Raw genomic sequence first — 22,022 nt, forward strand, 5'->3', positions numbered from 1 at the left:
CTAGGATTAAGAATTCTAAACTGATTCAGATTTTACAAACTCTATTTTATAAACGGAGTGTTAGTTACCGCTAATCTTCTTACTTTTGCAGCCTTAAATTAGGCGTTATGTACAGAAGTCATACTTGCGGAGAATTACAAGCTCAGGATATTAATAAAGAAGTCACCCTTTCCGGATGGGTTCAGAAATCAAGGGATAAAGGATTTATTATCTGGACCGATTTACGAGATCGATACGGGGTTACACAGCTGGTTTTTGATGAACAACGTACACCTAAGGCTGTTTTTAGTGAAGCGCAGTCTTTAGGGCGTGAATTTGTGATCCGGATTAACGGACGAGTAATTGAACGTGAATCTAAAAATCCCAATATGCCTACTGGAGATATTGAGGTTTTAGTAAAAGATTTGACTATTCTAAACAAAGCGGAAACGCCCCCATTTACTATAGAAAACGAAACAGATGGTGGGGAAGATATTCGAATGAAATACCGGTATTTGGATATTCGTCGTAATCCGGTAAGGAACAATTTAGTGTTTAGGCACCAGGTAGCGATGAACGTTCGAAACTACCTTTCTAAGGCTGGTTTTATAGAAGTAGAAACGCCGTATTTAATTAAATCTACTCCGGAAGGGGCTCGTGATTTTGTAGTGCCATCGCGTATGAATGAAGGGCAGTTTTATGCCTTACCTCAATCTCCCCAAACTTTTAAGCAATTGCTAATGGTAGGCGGTATGGATAAATATTTTCAGATTGTAAAATGCTTCCGGGATGAAGATTTACGCGCGGATCGCCAACCTGAATTTACACAGATAGATTGCGAAATGTCTTTTGTAGAACAGGAAGATATCCTAAACATATTTGAAGGGCTTACCCGACATTTATTAAAGGAGATTAAAGATATCTCAATCGCAGAATTTCCTAGAATGACCTATGACGAGGCAATGAAAACTTACGGAAATGATAAACCGGATATTCGGTTTGATATGAAGTTTGGGGATTTAACCGAGCTGGCACAACAAAAAGAGTTTAAAATATTTAAAGAAGCTGAATTGGTGGTAGGGATTGCCGTACCTGGTGCAGCTTCCTTTACCCGTAAAGAAATTGATAAACTGATCGATTGGGTCAAACGCCCGCAGGTGGGAGCTTTAGGAATGGTTTATGCGAAATATAATGAAGACGGAAGTTTTAAGTCTTCGGTAGATAAATTTTACGATCAGGAGGATTTAAAAAAGTGGGCAGAAGTTACCAATGCTAAACCGGGCGATTTAATTTGTGTTTTATCCGGACCTACTCAAAAAACAAGAACACAGTTAAGTGCACTACGAATGGAACTTGCAGAACGCCTGAACCTACGTAATCCGGAAGAATTTGCTCCTTTATGGGTGGTTGATTTTCCGCTGTTAGAATGGGATGAAGAAACGGAGCGGTATCATGCCATGCACCATCCTTTTACTTCTCCCAAACCGGAGGACATTGCTTTACTCGATTCTGATCCTGGGAAAGTACGAGCTAATGCTTACGATTTGGTTCTTAACGGAAACGAAATTGGAGGAGGTTCCATTCGGATTCATGATAAAAAAACCCAAGCTTTGATGTTTAATTATCTTGGATTTATTCCGGAAGAAGCCAAAGCGCAATTTGGGTTTTTAATGGATGCTTTTGAATACGGTGCTCCACCCCATGGGGGAATTGCCTTTGGGTTTGACCGATTGGTTGCTATCTTAGGTGGCCAGGAAACCATTCGGGATTTTATCGCATTTCCTAAAAATAATAACGGTCGGGATGTAATGATTGATGCCCCTGCTCCTATTGACCAGGAACAACTGAACGAATTGGGTTTAGGGATTCGAGAAGTTAGCAAGGCTTAGAAGAATCATCAGTACGGGTAATATAACAGCTATCTTTATTTAGCTTAAAATTAGCTAATTAAATAGGTTGCCAAAATAGTAAGTGACCATTTCGAAACAGTTATACGTATCTTTGTATAAACTTCTTTTTTTAGTTTTATGAAATATGTAATCCGAATTTTATTTTTTGCATTTTTAGGAATGGTTTGCTATGGTTATTACTTTAAAAATATAGGAAACCATGCTGAAGGTGATAAATGGATTGGATTAGGAATTATAGGAGGTGCTTTTATTTTAATGCCTATATTTATCTACCATCGATGGAAGGATCGTAAAGTCAAAGATTATATGTTAACCGAAGATGCGATTAAACGAATGAATGACTTTAATAATAGTACTGATTCCCCTAAGAAATCTTCTGAAAAACTGTAATTAAATTTATTATTTTGATCAATAAAATTGAACATCTGGGAATTGCGGTACATAATATAGAAGAAGCTAACCAAATGTACGAAAAGTTGCTAGGTGTTGCTTCTTATAAACAGGAATTAGTTGAAGAACAAGGAGTACTTACTTCTTTTTTTAAAGTAGGTAAAAGTAAAATAGAATTATTAGCAAGTACAGAGGATGATAGTCCTATTTCTAAATTTATTGCTAAACGAGGAGAAGGCATTCATCATATCGCTTTTGAGGTTGAGGATATAAAGAAAGAATTAAAACGTCTACAATCCGAAGGTTTTCAACTTATTGATAAAGTACCGAAAAAAGGGGCTGATAATAAGTTAATTGCTTTTGTTCATCCTAAAAGTACAAACGGTACGTTGATTGAACTTTGCCAGGAGATTTCTGGTAACATAGCTAAATCAACATAAAATGAAATGAATCTTCATATTAAAAAATTGTATCTTTATTTTATGAATTTACAAACAGAAAAATATAGATTGATTCAACAAATCGTAAATCTACAGGACGAAAAGATAATTGGGGAAATCAAGAAATTTTTGAATTCTCAGGTTGATTCTGATTGGTATACCGAATTGTCTCCTTCTCAGAAAGATTCTATTGAGAAAGGTATTCAAGATTTTAGTAATGGAAATACTTTTACCCATAATGAAGTAACGTCTTTAATTGAAGATAAGGTTAAAGAATTAAGATTGAGATAGTGAAAGTTATTTGGTCAGCTTGGGCAAAATATACATATTTGGATATTCTTGAACAATTATACTTGAAATGGGGGATTTCTATAGTTGAAAAATTCGAGTTAGAAGTTAATGAATTAATTAATAAAATTAAAGATCACAACTATATCTGCCCGAAATCAACATCTGTAGGTCTGCATAAGTGTGTGATAAATAAACACAACTCTTTAATCTACAGAATAGCTGATAAACATATAGAACTGATAACATTTATATTTAATAAAAGTGAACCTATTTTTTAAAGGGTTTTATAAATGTTACTCTCACTTTTGTCCTTACATAAATAAAAATACTCATCATGAATTGATAAGTGTTTTTTATAATGTGGTCCCACATGGGCTCCCTTCAGTTCTCCTGAGTATGATCGAAGGACTCAGGGTAAACTTCTCGCCCATCACCTTTATAGAAATAAGAAAGCACCTACTTTATTTAAGTAAGTGCTTCTAATCGTGGTCCCACACAGGCTTCCCGATATCCGCTTCGCTACATCGGGACATCCCGAGTACTCGGGATCGCCCATCACCTCTGTGTAAATAAAAAACACTTATTAGATAATTGACAAGTGTTTTTCAATTTGTGGTCCCACATGGGCTTCCCGATATCCGCTTCGCTACATCGGGACATCCCGAGTACTCGGGATCGCCCATTACCTCCGTGTAAACAAAAAACACTCATCATGAATTGACAAGTGTTTTTCAATTTGTGGTCCCACATGGGCTTCCCGATATCCGCTTCGCTACATCGGGACCGGCTTCTCGCCCATCACTTCAGTAAAAACAAAAAACACTCATCGTAAATTGACAAGTGCTTTTTATAGTGTGGTCCCACATGGGCTCCCTTCGGTTCGTACCTCACTCAGGGTAAACTTCTCGCCCTTTCAATCCGTAAAAACAAAAAACACTCATCAGATAATTGACAAGTGTTCTTCTAATCGTGGTCCCACATGGGCTCCCTTCGGTTCGTACCTCACTCAGGGTAAACTTCTCGCCCTTTCAATCCGTAAAAACAAAAAACACTCATCATCAATTGATAAGTGTTTTTTATAATGTGGTCCCACATGGGCTCGAACCATGGACTTTCTGATTATGAGTCAGATACTCTAACCAACTGAGTTATAGGACCTGAATTTAAAATATAAATTCTATCAATAACAAAAATTAAAGAATAATCATATGTAATATGAAATTCGCTATTTTATTATTGGTCGGCAAATTTAAGTATTTGAGATGTATGCTACAAGATTAAATAGATAAATTATTTCAAACCTTTAGTAACTCTGGTATCACACTTTACCCCAAATTCTGATTTCTAAAAACAATTCTTACCTTTTAAAGGATAGTAAAATTTGTTATAGTAGATCATGGCATTTTTAAAAACCAATTACTAAAGTTATATTTAGATTAAAAAGTAGTAATATACTTACATTTTTAAATTATTTTAAATTTAAAAATGTTAAAATGTATAATTTTTACGATAAAATACACAAAATGTTTGTTGGATTCGATTTTAGTCGTATCTTTACCATGTGTTAATAAAGAAATAGTTTTTCATTAACCCCAAAATGAAAAACGTTTGGTAAAAGTGAGTTTTAATTTTAGTAAGCCCTTAAATTAAGATGATTTGTGTGAAGTGAAAGAGCGCCGAAAGGTGCTCTTTTTTTGTTATTCATTTATCATAAAATACCCTCTGATTAGTTTAAGAATTAAGCAAAAAAGTTTTTTTTTATCAGTAAATATAATTCTACAGAACTAAAAAAATCATTTTAGATACATTGACAAAAGGGAACTAATCCCTTCCTTTGATAATTCTCTACATAATAGTACAGTCCAAAAAGGATATTCTACTTTTAAGATATTTAATTGCTCTATATACTTGTGTATTTACCGTATTTGGAGAAATATTTAGGATTTTACTTATTTCCAAATGACTAAGGCCATCGTTTCTACTTAGCAAAAAGATAATCCGACATTGTTTTGGCAATTTATTGATAAGATCATCCAGTTGGTTTTTGGTTTGTTGGTATATCATCATCTCGTCCGGTTGTATGTCATTACATTGTAATTCATAATGTACTACTTTATCTAATAATTTACTATGGTCTTTACGTTGTTTAATGACATTTAGGCACCGGTTCTTAGTAGCTTTATACAAATATACTTTGAGCGATAGGTTAATCTCGATTTGGTCTCTTTTTGACCAAAGAAGAAAAAAAATATCAGCAACCACTTCTTCTGCATCATTAAGAGTGATATAAGCATTTGCAAAAGTAAGCAGGACATCATAGTATTTTACAAAAATCGCATTTAAAGATGTACGATCCCCTCCCTTTAAATTTTTCCATAGGAGTCTATCCTCTTCGTATTCCATAAAAAATTTATTCCCAAAAGAAAGAAATTGAAAAGGTTGTTTGTTATCGGGATTGTTAAGTAATTATTACTAAAACCCGATTGTAAAAAATTCGTTATCAAATCAGCATAAAATGTTAGGTAGAAGTTATCCATATTATGTAATCCTTAAATGTCAATTCTTAGGTAATAGCCAATGACAAATTTAGTGTCTTAGGGGTATATGAAGGAACAAGAGTATTACAGTATAATTCTCAAATACCTCAAAGGCGAAGCTTCTTTTCAGGAAAAAGAAAGGGTAAAAACCTTATCTCAAAACCCTGCTTTTAAAAAAATTCTTGAAGAAATAAAGTTGATTTGGAAGCATCCTACGGAAATTAGAAATAGTAATGTAGAGAAGAAGAGCGAAGCGCTTAAAGGACTGAATGATCGAATTGATGCGACTACCCCTATGGTCGGACCTCTGTTACAAATATGCAGAAGAAAAAAGCTTACCAAGAACTTATGTCAGATAGCGGCTTTTGCAATCATACTATTGATCCCTATCTATTTCTTTTACGGTAAAACCAATTTTTTAAAGAACTATAATTCTGGAAATACTATCGTAAGAACTACCCAATCAGGAGAACAACGCACCATAAAACTTTCTGACGGAACGAGAATTACGCTAAATTCTGAAACAACTATAACCTATCCTAAAACATTCCGTGAGGATGTCCGGCAAGTTTATTTAGAAGGAGAAGCATTTTTTGAAGTAGCAAAAGACAGTTTAAGACCCTTCCTAGTAAACACAACAACGATTACTACTAAGGTTTTAGGCACTTCATTTAATACAAAAGCATTCAAAGGAGAACCCAACATGAGTGTATCGCTACTGGAAGGTAAAGTACAAGTATTTGACAAGTCCGATAAGCCTTTAGTAGTATTAGAAGAATGCCATGAATTTATCTATTCAAAAGCTACTAACCAGTATGTAAAAAAAGTCTTCGATCCTTATAAAACACTAGCCTGGACTATTAATGAATTAATTTTTGACGGAGAAACGCTTGAAGAAGTTGTAAGACAATTACAACGATGGTACGGGGTGAAAATAGTACTTAAAAATGACGCCATTAAACTATGTCGATTCAAAGCTACATTTTATGACGAATCCTTACATGAAGTGCTTAACACCTTAAAATATGCCGGAAACCTTCACTATAAGATTGATGATGACCTGATAGAAATTGACGGAGAAGGATGTAGTCAATGATAAAACTAAAATGAACACCACTAAAAACTAAACACAAGACACCAATGAGAAGAAATTTCTTTAAAAAAGTAAAACATGCTTTCATCCTTATCCTTTTTCAACTACTGGCAATACAGTTTTCATCAGCAAGTACAACCTACGCTACTGATATGGATCAAATCTATCTGGATTTTACCCTGGAAGAAGCCAGCTTACAAAAGGTTTTTGAGATGATAGAACAAAAAACAACTTTTCAATTTGCATATATGGAATCCACCATTCCGTTAGATCGTAAAATTAGTATTACAGCAAAGCAGCGAAGTTTACAAAACATTCTGGAGGAAGTAAGTTCCAAATTTGGTTTATACTTTAAAAAAATAAAGAACAAAATTATAATTCAACCCGCACAAAAAAAAATAATGGTAACCGGACAAATTACAGACCAAGAATCCGGAGATTATTTGATAGGCGCAACTGTACAAATTAAGGGAACGAATACTGGTACAACTTCTGATTTTGACGGAAAATTCAATATAGAGGTGATGCCAGATGCCATATTGTTGATATCGTACCTAGGTTATGAAAATAAAGAGGTTCAGGTCACTTCAGAAGCTCCCTTAACGATTGAAATGAATATGAGCGCAAATACGATTGAGGATGTAGTGGTTACTGCCCTTAACATTAAAAGAGCTGAAAAAACCATAGGTTACGCCACACAACAAATTGGTGGTGAAGCCTTAGAAGAAGCAAACGAAACCAACCTAATAAGTACCTTAAGCGGAAAAGTGGCTGGTGTACAAATTACCAATACGAGTGGAGCTGTCGGGTCTTCTTCTTCTATTGTCTTACGAGGATACAATTCCATTTCAGGAAATAATCAACCCTTATTTGTTATTGATGGCATGCCTATAAGTAACGAGGTACATCAAACATCCAGAGCTTTTGGAGGACCTGCTAACCCTAACCAAAGTAGTTTTTTAGGAGAAGGCATTGACGGCGGAGAACAACAGGTAGATTACGGAAATGCAGCTGGAGAGATTAATCCTGCGGATATCGAAAGTATACAAATCCTAAAAGGTGCTAATGCTGCGGCCTTATACGGATCAAGAGCGGCAAATGGAGTAATCCTAATTACCACAAAAAGTGGTTCCTCAAAAAAAGGGATTGGTGTAAACCTAACCTCTTCATTATCCTTTCAGACACCTTTAAAAACCCCGAAATTTCAAACGCAATTTGGAAAAGGGGATAATGGCCTTTATGCCTTTCCTGAACTTAATACGAATGTAGGTAAAAACTTTGGCCCCAGGTTTAACGGCCAACTTATCCCACAATATGACCCCAACAATCCTGAGATTGCTAGAAACAGACCTTGGGTAAATAGATTAGGAGAAGATCCTGTCGGTGACTTTTTACGTACGGGAATTACAAAAATCAACGGGTTCTCTATCACCAATGGTGGGGAAAAGGGAAATTTTAGGCTTTCTTACACTCGTTTTGACCAGGAAGGAATGGTACCAAATACGGACTTGATTCGTAATACGGTCGGATTTAATTCAAGCTATCGCGCTACGGAAAAATTTGAAGTAGGTGCTTCTGTTAATTATATTAGTAGCCGTAGTGATAACCGGCCTAATATCGGTGCTAAGAGTGAGTCGAATATCATCTTTACTTTATTACAATTAGGTGGAAATGAAAGCCTGGATGAATTGAGAAATTACTGGGAACCCTTTGGGGAAAACACGCAACAGGCAACATCTGACCGAAGTGTAAATAACCCGTATTTTTTGGTCAATGAAAATTTAAACGGAAATCGACGAGACCGTGTTTTTGGTAATGTTCATTTTACCTATGATTTTTCTGATCACCTATCACTTCGGGTGAAAACGGGTAGGGATATGTATAGTGATAAAAGAACTACGATTAAAGCATTCTCCCATGTACCATATCAAAATGGTTTTTATTCCGAAGCCAATGTGTTTTTTAAAGAAGATAACTCTGATTTCCTATTTAGCTATGACAATAAGTTCAATGAAAAATTTTCTATTACTGCCATAGCTGGAGCTAATCACTTTGATCAAAAAATAGAGGAACTACGTGGTAATAGTGGTACTGACGGACTGGTAACCCCCGGGTTTTTTAATCTTTCCAACAGTATTTCGATACCAGTAGCACGGAATTTTATTTCCAGAAAACGTATCAATAGTGTATATGGAGGGCTTACTTTGGGTTTTAACGACTATATATTTTTGGATATTACCGGTAGAAATGATTGGTCAAGTACGTTGCCCACAGGGAACAATTCTTATTTTTACCCTTCGGCATCGGTTAGTGCTATCCTAACCGATATGGTGGATCTTTCGGGAATTGGGGCAGATTACTTAAAGGTACGTGCCAGTTACGCTGAAGTAGGTAACGATACAGACCCCTATCAAACCAATCCCTTAACCTTTAACGGTGGCTCTTCCGAAGGTATTGCTATTAATACTATCTCCAGTACTTTAGGAAATAAAGATCTGGTTCCGGAAAATATTGTATCTACAGAATTCGGACTGGAAGCTGGCTTTTTTAACGGAAGATTAGGACTTGATTTTACCTATTATCAAATACAAAACCAGCAACAAATTGCAACTATCCCGCTACCTACAGAATCCGGGTTTTTGAGTCAGGTGATTAATGTCCCGGCAGAAATTACAAATAATGGGATGGAGCTTTCTTTAAACCTGATCCCTGTAAAAACCCCTTCTTTTAAATGGGATTTGACTTTAAACTGGGCGCGAAATAGGAATAAAATTACCGGGCTTACCATCCTTGAAGAAGGAGAAAGAATCACCCTGGCCGAGCGATGGATCAATTTGGATATTACGAATAACGGAAGTTTTGGTGATTTTTACGGAGATTACTTACTTAGAGTTGACGAAAACGGAAACCTGGGTCGTAACGGACTACAAATTTACCGACCTGACGGAAGGTCTGAAGAATCGGATGACGTGGGAAGCCTGGTAGACGAACCAAAACCCCTGCTCGGAAATGCGAATCCGGATTGGATCGGAGGAATACAGAATACACTGACTTATAAAAACTTGAATTTAAGTTTCTTATTTGATATCAATAAAGGGGGACAGGTACATTCCCGAACTTTCGTGGTAGGTAACCAGCTGGGCTCCCTGGAAAAATCAGTTACCTTACAGCAACGAGATGACCCTAATGCCGTACAGGGTGCTATACAAAACGGAAATACGGTCGTCCCGGGGGAACAATGGGTAGAATTACAAGGGGCTACTCTAGACCGTGATACAGGAGATACCTCACCTGCTACCATCTACGCACGAACCTCTAATTTTTACAAACGCTATTATGATAATGATGCTGTCGGTACCTTTGACCGAAGTTTTGTAAAACTAAGAGAACTAAAACTAACATATAATGTTCCGGAATCCTTATTACGATCTATCAAGCTTCAAAACCTTCAGATTGCCATCTTCGGAAGAAACTTATTGCTTTGGGACAATGTACCGCATATTGATCCGGAGGTAGCCGGGTATAGCGGTGAACTGCCTGGTGGAGAATTTTTTGCCATCCCATCAGCTAGAAGCGTTGGAATGTCATTAAATGTAAATTTTTAATCAACTAATTCAACATCTTATGAAAATCTTATTTAAATATACTACAATCATCGCGCTCCTATTATTGTCGGGTTGTGAGGAAAGCCTGGAAGAAATCAATATCAATCCGAATCAATCCGTAGAAAATCCTAGTTTGGACTTGTTGTTTGGTGCTATTGTACCCGGAATGATAGGGCAGTTAGTCCAGTCCTATGAAGTTCCCGGACAATTAGCACAGCAGATTGCAGTAAAAAATTCGGAGGTAGGTACTCTTACTCATGATGAAGATGCTATTAGCCGAAGGTTTTGGGAAACCGTATACTCTGAGAACAACGGAGCTTTGAGAAACGCTGGATTTTTAATTTTTGAAGCCGAAGAAAGAGGCAACCAGGTGTATCAGGCATTGGGAAAAATACTAAAGGCCTATATATTAAGTTATACTACTGATCTTTTCGGGGATATTCCCTATACAGATGCCGCGCAAGGGTTTCGTTTCGGAGAACAATACATTTTTCCTAAATATGATGCGCAGTCAGAGGTGTATCGAGCCATGTTAAGTGATCTTAGAGAAGCAAACACCTTACTAGAAACAGCAGCAGCTAATCAACGTATCGATGAAAGCAGGGATTTACTATTTAAAGGAGATAAAGGGGTCTGGAGAAAATTTGCAAATTCTTTACGCTTACGCTTACTTATGCGAATTTCTGAAGTTCAGGATGTACAAGCTGAAATAGCCACACTATTTGAAAACCCAGGGATGTTCCCCATTTTTGAAAGTATTGAAGAAACTCCCCAGTTTGTTTTTGAAGATATCACCCGTTGGCCCTTTCAACCCGAACGTGTCAATAGTAGTGATATCAGGCTATCCTCAATAGTGGTTGATATTATGAAAGGAGAAGGAAATGAGAATCAAATCAGCACTCGTAGCGATCCCAGGTTGTCTTTTATTGTAGACCCTACGGAAACATCAGTTGCTAACGGAACGCCTGAATTTATCGGGCAACCTGTAGGTATCGCTTCTGATATAGAAGAGGATGCAAATAGATCTTTATTAAGTTCAGCATTTAGAACGCTTAATACCTTTTGGTTGATGACTTATGCAGAGTTATTATTCATAAAATCCGAAGCTATCCATAAAGGTTTTATCACTGGAAATGCACAGGAAGTTTATAGAAACGGAGTACTGGCATCAATTACAAAATACGGGATTGATGAAACCACTGCCGAAAGTATAGCGTACCTGGAGGAAGTTGGTAATAATTTTGTAGGCAATGAAATCAAACATCTTGCGATACAACGATGGTTAGATCAGGTGAATAATGGTTTTGAAGGCTATAGTGTATGGCGTAGGATGAACCATCCTATACTCACTCCGGGTCAGGATGCCGTTGCTCCGCAGATTCCGCTTCGATACTTTTATTCTAGTAAAACAACCGATAAAAATCAAGTTAATGCCGATGAAGCCATTAACCGTCCTCCCCTGAATGGAAGGAATACAACCTTTCAAAAAGTCTGGTGGGATAGGGATTAATATGGTAAAAAACCCGTGGTACATTTGAATAATAATTATTATAAAATCCGTCAGTTCGAGTACTCGACCAAAGGAAGAAGTGTGCTTCAACTAGTTCAGCAGAGCTATCGAGAACAAGGGTTTTAGTCAAAAAAGCTATTCTCGATATCCTCGATCGAGTCAAGGACAGGCTATTTTTTCTTCATTTTATTACGAAAAAATACTCGAATTGACGCTTTTTTCTAAATGCATCAGAGATGGTAAAAGAGATTGCAGTATATTTTTTATACTCAACCACAAATTTTAAAACGTAGTAATTACATAAAACTATGATAAGCCTCCTAAAATTAGTCTGCCAATGCCTATTATCATTAATTATCTTAAGCTTTTATGCATGTAAAGACTCAAATCAAAAATTAGCTATTAGTAGTAGTGAGCCTATAATAAAAAACATATCCGAACCAGAATCTTGGAAGTTTGTTGCTTTTGGGGATTGTAGAGGGCATAGCTCGGAGGATCCGGTCAATGTACCAGTACTTCAAAAGCTGGTTGCAGAAATTATCAAACAAGAAGTAGACCTGGTGATGTTTACCGGTGATATTTGCTATGGTCATGCCAATCGTAAAGAATTAGGAGATCAGGGTGCTTTGGAGGATTTAAAACGCCAGATGTTACTTTTTCGTAAAACGATTGACCCGCTTTATAAAAAGGGGATAAAGGTATACATTGTACGCGGGAATCACGAGGCGACACAACGTTATCCGGATGTAGCTGGAACTGCCGATCACCGCCCTATTTGGCCCGAAACCAAAAAGGTATGGGATAATGTATTCGGCGATAGCTATCAAATGCCTCAAAACGGGCCTGATGGTGAAAAGAACCTAACGTTTTTTGACACCCATAAAAATGCGTTGATCATAGGGCTTGACCTGTATACCGCTCGCGACGATAAGGTCAATGCAGATGGTAGTATCCCAAAACCATCTACTAAAAGAATTCACCAAAAATGGTTGGATAGTATTCTTGCAATTCATGATAAGCCACATGTATTTGCCTTTACGCACGAGCCTGCCTTCAAAGTAGATCATCAGGATTGTATGCACGGTGATACTAGCTATAAGTTAGATTACTCAAAATATAGGGATCAATTTTGGCAAAGTTTACAGGAAGCAGGGGCAAAAGCCTATTTTTGCGGACATGACCATGGCTATGCATTAGCAGCAGTAACTGATACCATTAATACCAAAAAAGATACTATCTATCAGGTAGTGGTAGGGACTGCCGGAGCCGGAAAAAGTATAGCACCAGTATATGATGGCTATAACACCCATCACCGTGTTACCCCTATAAATACTTCAAAATCTTATGGTTTTGTACTTGGTGAGGTTACGGGTACCACAGCTCGTATCTTTTATCGATACCTGGATGAGCAGGAAAACTTTCAAAATCAAAAACCTATCGAATTAATAAAGTAATTAACAAATAAAATTAGAAAATATCCCTAAATTAAGCGTCCGGTAATTTTTTTAGTGTGAGCGGTTATTATAGAAATTCCGTAGTCTAGTACCATAGAGATACAGCTAAATAAATATAAAATGACATAGAAGAGAAGATTTAAAAAGATTCATGTTGTTTAACGTTGATTTAGCTATATAATACCAAGTAAGAGCCCTATAAAAATGCCAAATTAAGAATTATGTTTTCCTATCAATAATTTTATAAATCAACTATTCAAAATACCTTTATTATGAAAAATCGGCTTACTATTACCCTCGTTATCACTTTGATCTCACTACTTTTCATCTATTCAGAATCCTATGCTCAATTTGCTCATAAAATTAATAAACAAAGGAGATATGATGAAATTTCATGGCTTATTACCCATAATGCTAACAACAATAGAATTGATGGTCCGTCCGGTTTTTTTGGTTGTTTAGGAGGCGGGAATCAATCTGCTGGAATATTAAAACAATTACAGGATGGCGTACGGAGCTTTATGGTTGATATTTACCGTGTAAATGGTCAACTAAGGTTAAAACACGGAGCCCCTAATATGTGCATGATGGATGCTAAAAATTTTAATAATATACTTGCTAATTGGCTACAAACGCATCCCCAGGACATTATTACCTTACATATTGAAAGTGGGGCAAATTTGGGTAAATCAGGATTGGATGATATCTTTTTTGGAAGGCGTTCGGGATATAAAAACATGTCTTCTTTTATATATCGCCATAATGCTTTTGTCAGTCCAAAACGACCAGCCGGATCAGGTGCTGATACGTACCCTAGCGTACAGGAAATGCTTAATCAAAGGAAACAACTGGTAATTTTTTCTGAAAGAAATTTTAATAGTGATATCTACCGCCATGAATTTGCGACTACCGTACAAAACAGGTTTCGGGCAGGCCAGGTTAATGAATTATTTAGTGCCGACAAGTTTGTTAAAGACAGAGGTGTAGATCATAAAACTGTTTTAACCGTAAATCATTTTGTGGGGGATGCCCCTACCTTTAACGGTGATGTGAACAAATCTAGGGCGGCCAACAAAGACGTTCAGAGAAAAGCCATTACCGCATGGTTTATGTTTGGGCATAGACCTTCTATTTCGGTGGATTATTATAACCTATCTAATGGTGCTAAACCCATGAACCAAATTGATGAAGTTAATAGAATTAACGAGGTAAGAGGAAGGTTTATTAATAGAAACAACCCGGGAAGACACGTAAGAGATGTGAAAACTTATTTTGCAGAATTTAAAAACGGTTCGTGGAGAAAAATAAAGAATATCGAACAAGATGGGCGTCGGGCTTCCTGGCATGTATTTTATTCTTTCCCTGCCCAAAGTAATGACAACCGGGCTATTTTTTTTGAACACCCTAGCTATAACTTTAATCCTACCCATATAAGAATTGGAGATTATAAGGGTGCTGGCAGTAGAACATTTGTAAAAAATGTGGTAGCTACCAGAAAAGTACAGACAAGGTCTTTAGACAACCTACAAATAGATATAGATGAGGCTGATATCACTATCTATCCCGTACCTTCCATTGAAAATCAACTTACTTTAGCTTATAACCAACAAAACCGGGGGGACATCACATTAGGACTATATGACTTGTCTGGTAAATTAGTTGAAGAAATACTAAACAAAGAAATTGCTCAAGGTTCCGGAGAAATTATCTGGAAAGCTAAGACTAAGAACCTAAATGGTTTTTATATTGTTATGGGAACAATCAATAACCAATCTTATCTAAAAAAGGTGTTATTTAAATAGCACAAAATTTATAGACCTTATCTTCATTGAAGAAAGAAAGAACTAGAAAAGTGCAAATGAACTAAGTAGGAATTTGCACTTTTCTGGTTAAAAGAGGATTGTGTTTTAAGAAGAAGCTAGTTTTGGTTGCAACAAAATATTGTTTATTTAATTGAAGTTATTTTTAAGTTTTTAATCCTAATTAAGGAATCCAAAAATTATTGGAGATCATGGAAAAGTGTTCATTTTAGGTTCGAGTTAAGCATTATTTTATAACCAACTGACCGCAGTTCGAACCACTTTGATAAAGAGGATATTTTATAATAACAAATCATTAATATCCTATTAAAATGAGTAAAAGTTTATACAGCATAGTAAAATAAGGTGATCTCAAACTTTAAGGTATTCGGAGGTTGCTTTTTTACTTTTAAATGAATTTGTTTTTTTAGCTCAAATAATTTTACAATATTAATTTCCCATAGTATAAAGGTTAGTCTTGATTTTTGATTCTAAAAACGATAACGACCTGCCCGTCTGCAGGCGAGTCTTGAATCTTTACCGGACATTAATAATAATAAATGATACACCTATTTTTTACGCACATATCCCAAGAAGAACACGAGTTTTTATTACAAAAGAAACTACCCGAGTTTTCAAAAGATTTCCAAAATAAGATTTTAAAATACCGTCGCTGGCAGGATGCCCAGTTGTCATTATTAGGAAGAATGCTGTTAAACTATGCATTTAAAAAAATAGACAAACAATTCTGTGAAAATAAGTTAGCGTATACTTCCTACGGCAAACCGTTTTTTGAAGGAGAAAATATAAAATTTAATATTTCCCATTCCGGAAACATGGTGGTTTGTGCTATAACCGAAACAAAGGAAATAGGTATAGATTTGGAAGTCATTCAGGATATCCATATAGAAGACTTTAGATCCCAAATGACCGATTTAGAATGGCAAAGAATATTTTCTTCTGATAACATCAAAGCATCTTTTTTTGATTATTGGACCCAAAAAGAAGCAACCATAAAAGCCCATGGTATGGGACTATCTATCCCTTTAAAATCTTTTGAAATTGTGGACAATAGAGTTGAACTAAGTGATGATCTATTTTTACTCAAAAAAGTTGACTTAGCAAGTGATTATAGTTGTCACCTGGCAGTAAAAGAAACTGACAAAAACAAAGCTACGCCTATAATTTGTGCTCAGCAGTTTTTAGATGTTAGATCGCTGATTTTTTGTTAGATGTGTTGTTGGGTTTTTGTACAGGTTTTGATCTCTCATAATATTGTTTGACAGTTTCTACCAAACTACCCAACTTGTTGTTAAGAACTTTTCAGGTTTACTATATTTATTTTTATCATATTTATAATAGCTAGGCAAGCGGAAAAGAGCGCTGCTGAGGAGCAACTCTTCAGGAATACCCTAGTTGGCTGCCGGAATACGCAGTAGATTGGGAAGGCAACTTCCCAATCTTTTTTGTGTTCTGTTTGTTGCATTCTTAAGGCCTTTATGCCTAAAGAAAACCTATTATGCGTTGTCAAAATCATATAATTCTTTTTTAGGTCGCTGGCTAGGTTCCATTTTAGCAATATCCTCTTCGAAATCAATTACTGTTCGGTAACCCAGTTGCTTTACCGCTCTTTGGGCGTTCATCAAATGTACTACCTTTTGACAACACCTTTTGAGTTCTGCCATATTTTTTGGCGCAAAATGGACTAGGTACATATTCTTTATAATATGGTGCATTTGTTCGCAAGAACCGTTTTGTTTACAACTAGCTGCCCTGCTTATCTTCATCCCCAGCTTAGCTAGTAGCTTACGATAAGACAAAGCATTATATTGAGAACCATTGTCCGAATGGTGTATACACCCTTTTAATAAGTCCGGATCTACTAAGCTAAGCCCTTTACTTAGTGCTTGTAAAGCACTCTGGGCTTTTAAATCCCAGCTAGGGTATAAACTTACTAAACGCTGCGAATATGCATCTTTAATTACAAAGAGGTGGCACCACTGGTCCACTAACCAAAAGTAAGTAATATCAACTACTAACAAACGGTAACAATCATTTATAATAAGGCCGTTAGTTAAATTGCTGTAACCAGACTTCCCTTTCCCATCACTGGTCAAGGGAATAAACCTTTTTGGTTTACTTGCCGTTAAACCAAAACGGCTTATCAATTCTTCAAAACGGGTAATACCCATCGGGATCTTTACCCCTTTTGCCTGCAAAGAGTAGTACATAACCCGGCTACCCATCTGAGGATGGGACATGCGCCATGACCTCACCACATTCAAAACAACTGCCTCCTTTTCTTTAAGGTAATCCTTACGCTGACCAGCATAGTAAACCCCCTGGCGGGTTTTACCTATATGTTTATAGAGTTCCTCCATACTATAATCACGATCCAAACTTTGCACATATCTTACCGCACTTAACCAAACTTTTTTTCAATATCTTCCCCATAATGTTTGGTTGCCGAAGCTATCAAACCACGATGATAATCTATCTGTAGTTGTTGATTACCTATTAAACGCTCCATCTTTTCTATACGGTCTTGTAACTCCTTTAATTGCAAATAATCACTCTCAGTCTCGACCACTATACGTTCGGTAGAAGGGGTACTGCGGTAAAGCTCAATCCACCTATAGATAGCTGTCTCACTAACTGCATAAAGCTTCGAAAGTTGGGATACTCGCATCTTTCCTGTCTCGTATAAACGAACCTTGTCACGTTTAAAACTCTCACTAAATACTCGTCTTTTCATCTTAAAGTCTAATTTAATTGAAAAGTTTTTAACCAAACTATATGTTAAGCTATTCTATGAGACATCATTTTTAAAATTCGATTTACAGATTGATACTTTATTAAAAGTTGGAGTAAAAGAAAAAAATATCTATAAGGATATTTCTTCCGGAGTAAAAGCTAATCGTAAATCATTGGATGTATTAATTAGTAAATTAAGAGAAGGAGATACCATAATTGTTTGGAAGACGAACCGAATTGCAAGAAGTGTTTCTCATATGTTGAGACTGGTTGATGATTTTAAATCAAAGGAAGTTTCATTTAAAAGTATATGGAGCCATTTATTGATACTACTTCAGTCCATGGTAAATTTATATTTACAATGTTTAGCGCGGTCGCTCAACTAGAACGAGATATCATTGTTGAAAGAACCCTAGCCGGGCGAGAAAGCGCCAGAAGAAGAGGAGCTATCATTGGAAGAAAAAGAGGATTAGGAGAGGAAGCGAAAAAAAAGCAATATTTGCTGAAACCTATTATCGCGATCAACATAAGCAGCTTTCAATTACTGAGATCATGAAGCTTTTAAGTAAAAAACCTAAGCCAACGTTATATAAATACTTAGCTTACCAGAGCCGAAGAAATGGTGTAAAATGTAAAAAGTTATTTTGGGATAAAGAACAGCCTTGGAATGAAGCTTATTGTAATCAGTACAAATAAGAAAAAGGGAAAAAATAGTGTATTAGTATTTTTATTAATTTAGAGGTCATAATATCGATAATAAAATAAAAGTAAATATGTGTATTGTTACATATATTTTATTATTGGCAGCAACCAAAACTACACTTCAAAAAGAAAAACAAATGATAAAAGTATGGCTTAATGAAATTCAATTTAGTGACGATAGCAAAATCTTAATTGAAGAAAATGATATTGTCGTACTTGTAGGGCCTAATAATTCAGGTAAAAGTGCTACCCTGAAAGAAACGGCACAGATGCTTCAACAAAAAAACAATTCAGGTAAGGTTGTTAAAGACATTTCATTTGAAAAAAGTAGTGACAAAGACCAGCTAATTTCCTTTTTAAACGAATTTTCTCAAAAAATAATAGACACCAATCCACTACCAACCTATCAAGGATTTGGTTTCTATATTTATGAATCAGCTGCCCAATCATATTGGGATAATAGTACAAATGGTTTGTTTGACCTAGTGAGCATTTTTGTCAACTCATTATCTACGGAGAAGAGGTTATCTGCTGCAAATCCACCTCAGAGTATTAAAACAACTTCCGAACCGCCAAAACATCCAATTCATTTTTTACAAAAGAATGATAGCCTAGAACAAAAATTTAACAACTATTTCAAACAAGCATTTGGAGCTGATTTGATTGTTCATAGGAATGCAGGGAAAGAAGTGCCATTATATGTTGGTAAGAAGCCTATTCCGAAAGAAGGAGAAGATAGGGTATCGGAAGGATATTTAAAAAAATTGGAAAAACTCGACCTTCTCCATCAACAAGGTGATGGAATGAGAAGTTTTGTTGGAGTATTATTAAATGCCTTTATATCTAATCATTCCATTCTTTTTATAGATGAACCAGAAGCTTTTTTACATCCACCACAAGCAAGATTGTTAGGGAAAATGATTGCTAAAGACCTTCCTTCTGAAAGACAATTATTCCTTGCCACCCACAGTGAAGATTTCCTAAAAGGGTTATTAGATTCTAATATTCAAAATTTAAAAATAATACGAATTCAACGTAAAGATTCAATAAATGAAGTAAGTGTTTTAAACAGTTTAGATATCAATGAAATATGGTCTGATTCTTTGTTAAGACATTCAAACGTATTAGGCGGATTGTTTCATTCAAAAGTTGTGATTTGCGAAAGTGATTCTGATTGTAGGTTTTTCTCAGCAATACTTTCATCTCTATATGACGATTTAGGGGCAATTGCACCTGATGTTTTATTTATTCACTGTGGTGGAAAACATAGAGTTCCTACTGTTATAAAAGCATTAAAAAAACTTAATGTTCCTATGTCCATAGTTACAGATTTTGATGTATTGAATAATATTAATCCAATAAAGACTATTTATGAGAACCTTGGCGGAACTTGGGATGAAGTAGTAAATGATTGGACTCTTGTGAAAACTGAAATAGAACGAAAAAGACCAGAATTTTTAACGGATGATTTAAAAGATAAAATTAAAGGAGTATTTGATTCCACCTCTGATAGAATTTTCCCTAAAGAAAAAATTTCTGAAATCAATAGAGCACTCAAAAAAGCATCTCCTTGGACAGAAGCCAAGCAAGTTGGTAAAGCATATATTCCTAGTGGCAACGCTACTCAAGCTTTCGAAAGAATTCAAATCAAATTTAAAGAAAAGGGATTTCATATTCTTGAAGTGGGTGAGTTAGAATGTTTTGATAAAAGTATTGGTAATCACGGACCGAAATGGGTCAATGAGGTTTTAACTAAAGATTTAAAAACAGACTCAGAATTAGAGAATGCAAGAAAATTTGTAAATGAAATTATTTAAATAAAAGGCAAGTACGAGTAATGTCAATTTCAGTTATCTTATTTTAGTTAACTTTTCTAGTTGGAGTGATTTCCTTTAGTGTATTTGGGATTTTTAATTTTATAACTAAAGTCTAAATAAACGATAATAAAATAAAAGTAAATATGTGTACTGTTATATATATTTTATTGTTATGTGCAAGCTGAAAAAACCAAAATTATGAAAACTAAAATTAATACTATTTGGCTTGATCTAAATGAAGAACTTTATAAGTTTATTTTGAAAAAAATAAATGATGAACAAACGTCAAAAGATATTCATCAAGAGGTTTTTTTAAAAATTCAAACTAAAATTCATCAATTAAAACATACTTCAAAACTTACATCTTGGGTTTATCAAATTACAAGAAATAGTATTATTGATTATTTTAGAAAAGTAAAAAATAGTAATATATCAATAAATGACTTAGATATTCCAGAAATGGACACTCATAATTTTGATTATTCAAATTTAACAAACTGTATCAATCAAAAAATAGAAAACCTTTCTTCCCAACATAAAGAAGCAATTATTTTAACTTCATTTAAAAACTATTCACAAAAAGAGTTAGCAGAACATTTAAAAATCTCTTATTCGGGGACGAAATCAAGAGTTCAAAAAGCTAAAGAGATTTTAAAAGAAAACATTTTAGATTGCCCAAATGTAGAATCGGATAGTACAGGTAAATTAATAGATTTTGAAAATAATTAAAATTTACTACGTCTTTTTCTAACTAATAGCGTCCATCTTATATAACATATAAAAAAATAAAAATGGACAGTTCGAAAAAAGTTATTAACGTACAAATTCTTAACGCTTTTGCAGAAAACGGTAAAGGTGGTAATCCAGCAGGTGTCGTTTTAAATGCAGATGAATTATCTGATAAAAATAAACTTGAGATTTCTAAAAAAGTAGGTTTATCAGAAACTGCTTTTGTTTCAAAATCTAAAACGGAAGATTTTAAACTAGATTTCTTCACTCCAAATAAACAAATAGCACATTGTGGACACGCTACTGTAGCTACATTTTCTTATTTAAAACAAATAGGAGCTCTAAAAAATGATAGTTCTTCAAAAGAAACCATAGATGGGAAACGAAAAATAGAAATAATTGGTGATTTAGCATTTATGGAACAACTGGCTCCAAAATATACTGATGTAAGTCACAAAGAAAGTATAATTCTAAAATCATTGAGATTAAAGAAAACGGACTTGATTCCAAATACACCAATTCAATTAGTAAACACTGGAAATTCATTCGTACTCGTTCCTGTTAAAAGCACAGAGGTTTTAAAAAATATAATTCCAGATTTTGACTTGATAAAAGAAGTTAGTGATGAATTCGATTTAATTGGTTACTATGTGTTTTCTACAGATACAGAATATGATGCTACTTCAAGGATGTTTGGTCCTCGTTATGGAATATTAGAAGAATCAGGAACAGGTATGGCGGCTGGACCACTTGGATGTTACTTATTTGACATTTTAAAAATCAAGAAAAAAAGTTTTAGCATTCAACAAGGAAAATATATGAAAGAACCTTCTCCAAGTTTAATTATTGTTAAATTACGAATTGATGACAAAAAAATAAAGGATTTAATGGCTGGTGGAAAAGGAATACTAAATAGACAATTAAGAATTGAAATAAACATCTAAAAGCCAGCACATAACAATAGTAACCGTTGCACAAGCCCCTAAAAAGTCAAAGGACAATCAATAATCTT

At 35.1% G+C, this 22,022-nt stretch carries 18 protein-coding genes and 1 tRNA gene; 15 read left to right on the forward strand and 4 right to left on the reverse strand.

The window, feature by feature from the left end:
* Positions 1-107 precede the first annotated feature (107 nt).
* From aspS to NBT05_RS02290, 4 genes are all read left to right on the forward strand, one after another.
* Positions 108-1,868 carry an aspartate--tRNA ligase gene (gene aspS / locus NBT05_RS02275; protein WP_265771805.1) on the forward strand — a complete coding sequence of 587 codons (1,761 nt, stop codon included), beginning with the start codon at positions 108-110 and terminating at the stop codon, positions 1,866-1,868.
* Positions 1,869-2,006: 138 nt separating this feature from the next.
* Complete coding sequence (locus NBT05_RS02280) at positions 2,007-2,279, forward strand: hypothetical protein (RefSeq protein WP_265771806.1); 273 nt, start codon at positions 2,007-2,009, stop codon at positions 2,277-2,279.
* 14 nt (positions 2,280-2,293) lie between these two features.
* On the forward strand, positions 2,294-2,719 hold the full coding sequence (gene mce, locus NBT05_RS02285; protein WP_265771807.1) for a methylmalonyl-CoA epimerase: 426 nt from the start codon (positions 2,294-2,296) through the stop codon (positions 2,717-2,719).
* 42 nt (positions 2,720-2,761) lie between these two features.
* Positions 2,762-3,010, forward strand: coding sequence for a hypothetical protein (locus NBT05_RS02290; protein ID WP_265771808.1), 249 nt, complete (start codon positions 2,762-2,764; stop codon positions 3,008-3,010).
* A gap of 1,084 nt (positions 3,011-4,094) precedes the next feature.
* Here the strand turns inward: NBT05_RS02290 and NBT05_RS02295 are convergent.
* Positions 4,095-4,168: transfer RNA gene (locus NBT05_RS02295), tRNA-Ile, on the reverse strand.
* 687 nt (positions 4,169-4,855) lie between these two features.
* The gene (locus NBT05_RS02300) at positions 4,856-5,413 is read right to left on the reverse strand and encodes an RNA polymerase sigma factor (RefSeq protein WP_265771809.1); all 558 of its coding nucleotides are present in this window, start codon (positions 5,411-5,413) and stop codon (positions 4,856-4,858) included.
* 201 nt (positions 5,414-5,614) lie between these two features.
* On the opposite strand from NBT05_RS02300, the gene NBT05_RS02305 reads away from it, so the two are divergent.
* From NBT05_RS02305 to NBT05_RS02330, 6 genes are all read left to right on the forward strand, one after another.
* Complete coding sequence (locus tag NBT05_RS02305) at positions 5,615-6,643, forward strand: FecR family protein (protein ID WP_265771810.1); 1,029 nt, start codon at positions 5,615-5,617, stop codon at positions 6,641-6,643.
* 44 nt (positions 6,644-6,687) lie between these two features.
* The gene (locus tag NBT05_RS02310; protein ID WP_265771812.1) at positions 6,688-10,245 is read left to right on the forward strand and encodes a SusC/RagA family TonB-linked outer membrane protein; all 3,558 of its coding nucleotides are present in this window, start codon (positions 6,688-6,690) and stop codon (positions 10,243-10,245) included.
* Positions 10,246-10,264: 19 nt separating this feature from the next.
* Complete coding sequence (locus tag NBT05_RS02315; RefSeq protein ID WP_265771813.1) at positions 10,265-11,755, forward strand: SusD/RagB family nutrient-binding outer membrane lipoprotein; 1,491 nt, start codon at positions 10,265-10,267, stop codon at positions 11,753-11,755.
* Positions 11,756-12,063: 308 nt separating this feature from the next.
* On the forward strand, positions 12,064-13,209 hold the full coding sequence (locus NBT05_RS02320; RefSeq protein WP_265771814.1) for a metallophosphoesterase family protein: 1,146 nt from the start codon (positions 12,064-12,066) through the stop codon (positions 13,207-13,209).
* A 272-nt stretch (positions 13,210-13,481) separates the two neighbouring features.
* A complete protein-coding gene (locus NBT05_RS02325) occupies positions 13,482-15,011 on the forward strand; it encodes a T9SS type A sorting domain-containing protein (protein WP_265771815.1) in 1,530 nt (509 codons plus the stop codon).
* A 557-nt stretch (positions 15,012-15,568) separates the two neighbouring features.
* Positions 15,569-16,240 carry a 4'-phosphopantetheinyl transferase family protein gene (locus tag NBT05_RS02330; RefSeq protein ID WP_265771816.1) on the forward strand — a complete coding sequence of 224 codons (672 nt, stop codon included), beginning with the start codon at positions 15,569-15,571 and terminating at the stop codon, positions 16,238-16,240.
* A 285-nt stretch (positions 16,241-16,525) separates the two neighbouring features.
* Here NBT05_RS02330 and NBT05_RS02335 read toward each other — a convergent pair whose 3' ends face one another.
* Entirely contained in the window at positions 16,526-17,389 is an 864-nt protein-coding gene (locus NBT05_RS02335) for a DDE-type integrase/transposase/recombinase (protein WP_265771817.1), read from the reverse strand.
* 41 nt (positions 17,390-17,430) lie between these two features.
* Positions 17,431-17,763, reverse strand: coding sequence for a transposase (locus tag NBT05_RS02340; RefSeq protein WP_265771818.1), 333 nt, complete (start codon positions 17,761-17,763; stop codon positions 17,431-17,433).
* Here NBT05_RS02340 and NBT05_RS18425 point away from each other — a divergent pair.
* The 5 genes from NBT05_RS18425 (at position 17,723) to NBT05_RS02360 (ending at position 21,954) form a co-directional block, all read left to right on the forward strand.
* Positions 17,723-18,148 (forward strand): recombinase family protein, encoded by a 426-nt coding sequence (locus NBT05_RS18425; protein WP_416346182.1) that lies wholly within the window; start codon positions 17,723-17,725, stop codon positions 18,146-18,148. The two genes, NBT05_RS02340 and NBT05_RS18425, sit on opposite strands and share 41 nt — an antisense overlap.
* On the forward strand, positions 18,073-18,318 hold the full coding sequence (locus NBT05_RS02345; RefSeq protein ID WP_265771819.1) for a recombinase family protein: 246 nt from the start codon (positions 18,073-18,075) through the stop codon (positions 18,316-18,318). Before NBT05_RS18425 ends, NBT05_RS02345 begins: the two co-directional genes overlap by 76 nt.
* Before the next feature lie 244 nt (positions 18,319-18,562).
* Complete coding sequence (locus NBT05_RS02350; protein WP_265771820.1) at positions 18,563-20,281, forward strand: ATP-dependent nuclease; 1,719 nt, start codon at positions 18,563-18,565, stop codon at positions 20,279-20,281.
* Positions 20,282-20,479: 198 nt separating this feature from the next.
* Positions 20,480-21,010: a sigma-70 family RNA polymerase sigma factor gene (locus NBT05_RS02355; protein ID WP_265771821.1), complete on the forward strand. Its 531-nt coding sequence runs from the start codon at positions 20,480-20,482 to the stop codon at positions 21,008-21,010.
* 62 nt (positions 21,011-21,072) lie between these two features.
* Positions 21,073-21,954, forward strand: coding sequence for a PhzF family phenazine biosynthesis protein (locus NBT05_RS02360; RefSeq protein ID WP_265771822.1), 882 nt, complete (start codon positions 21,073-21,075; stop codon positions 21,952-21,954).
* The last annotated feature ends 68 nt before the right edge of the window (positions 21,955-22,022 follow it).

It is taken from the genome of Aquimarina sp. ERC-38 (genome assembly GCF_026222555.1).
GTDB lineage: Bacteria > Bacteroidota > Bacteroidia > Flavobacteriales > Flavobacteriaceae > Aquimarina.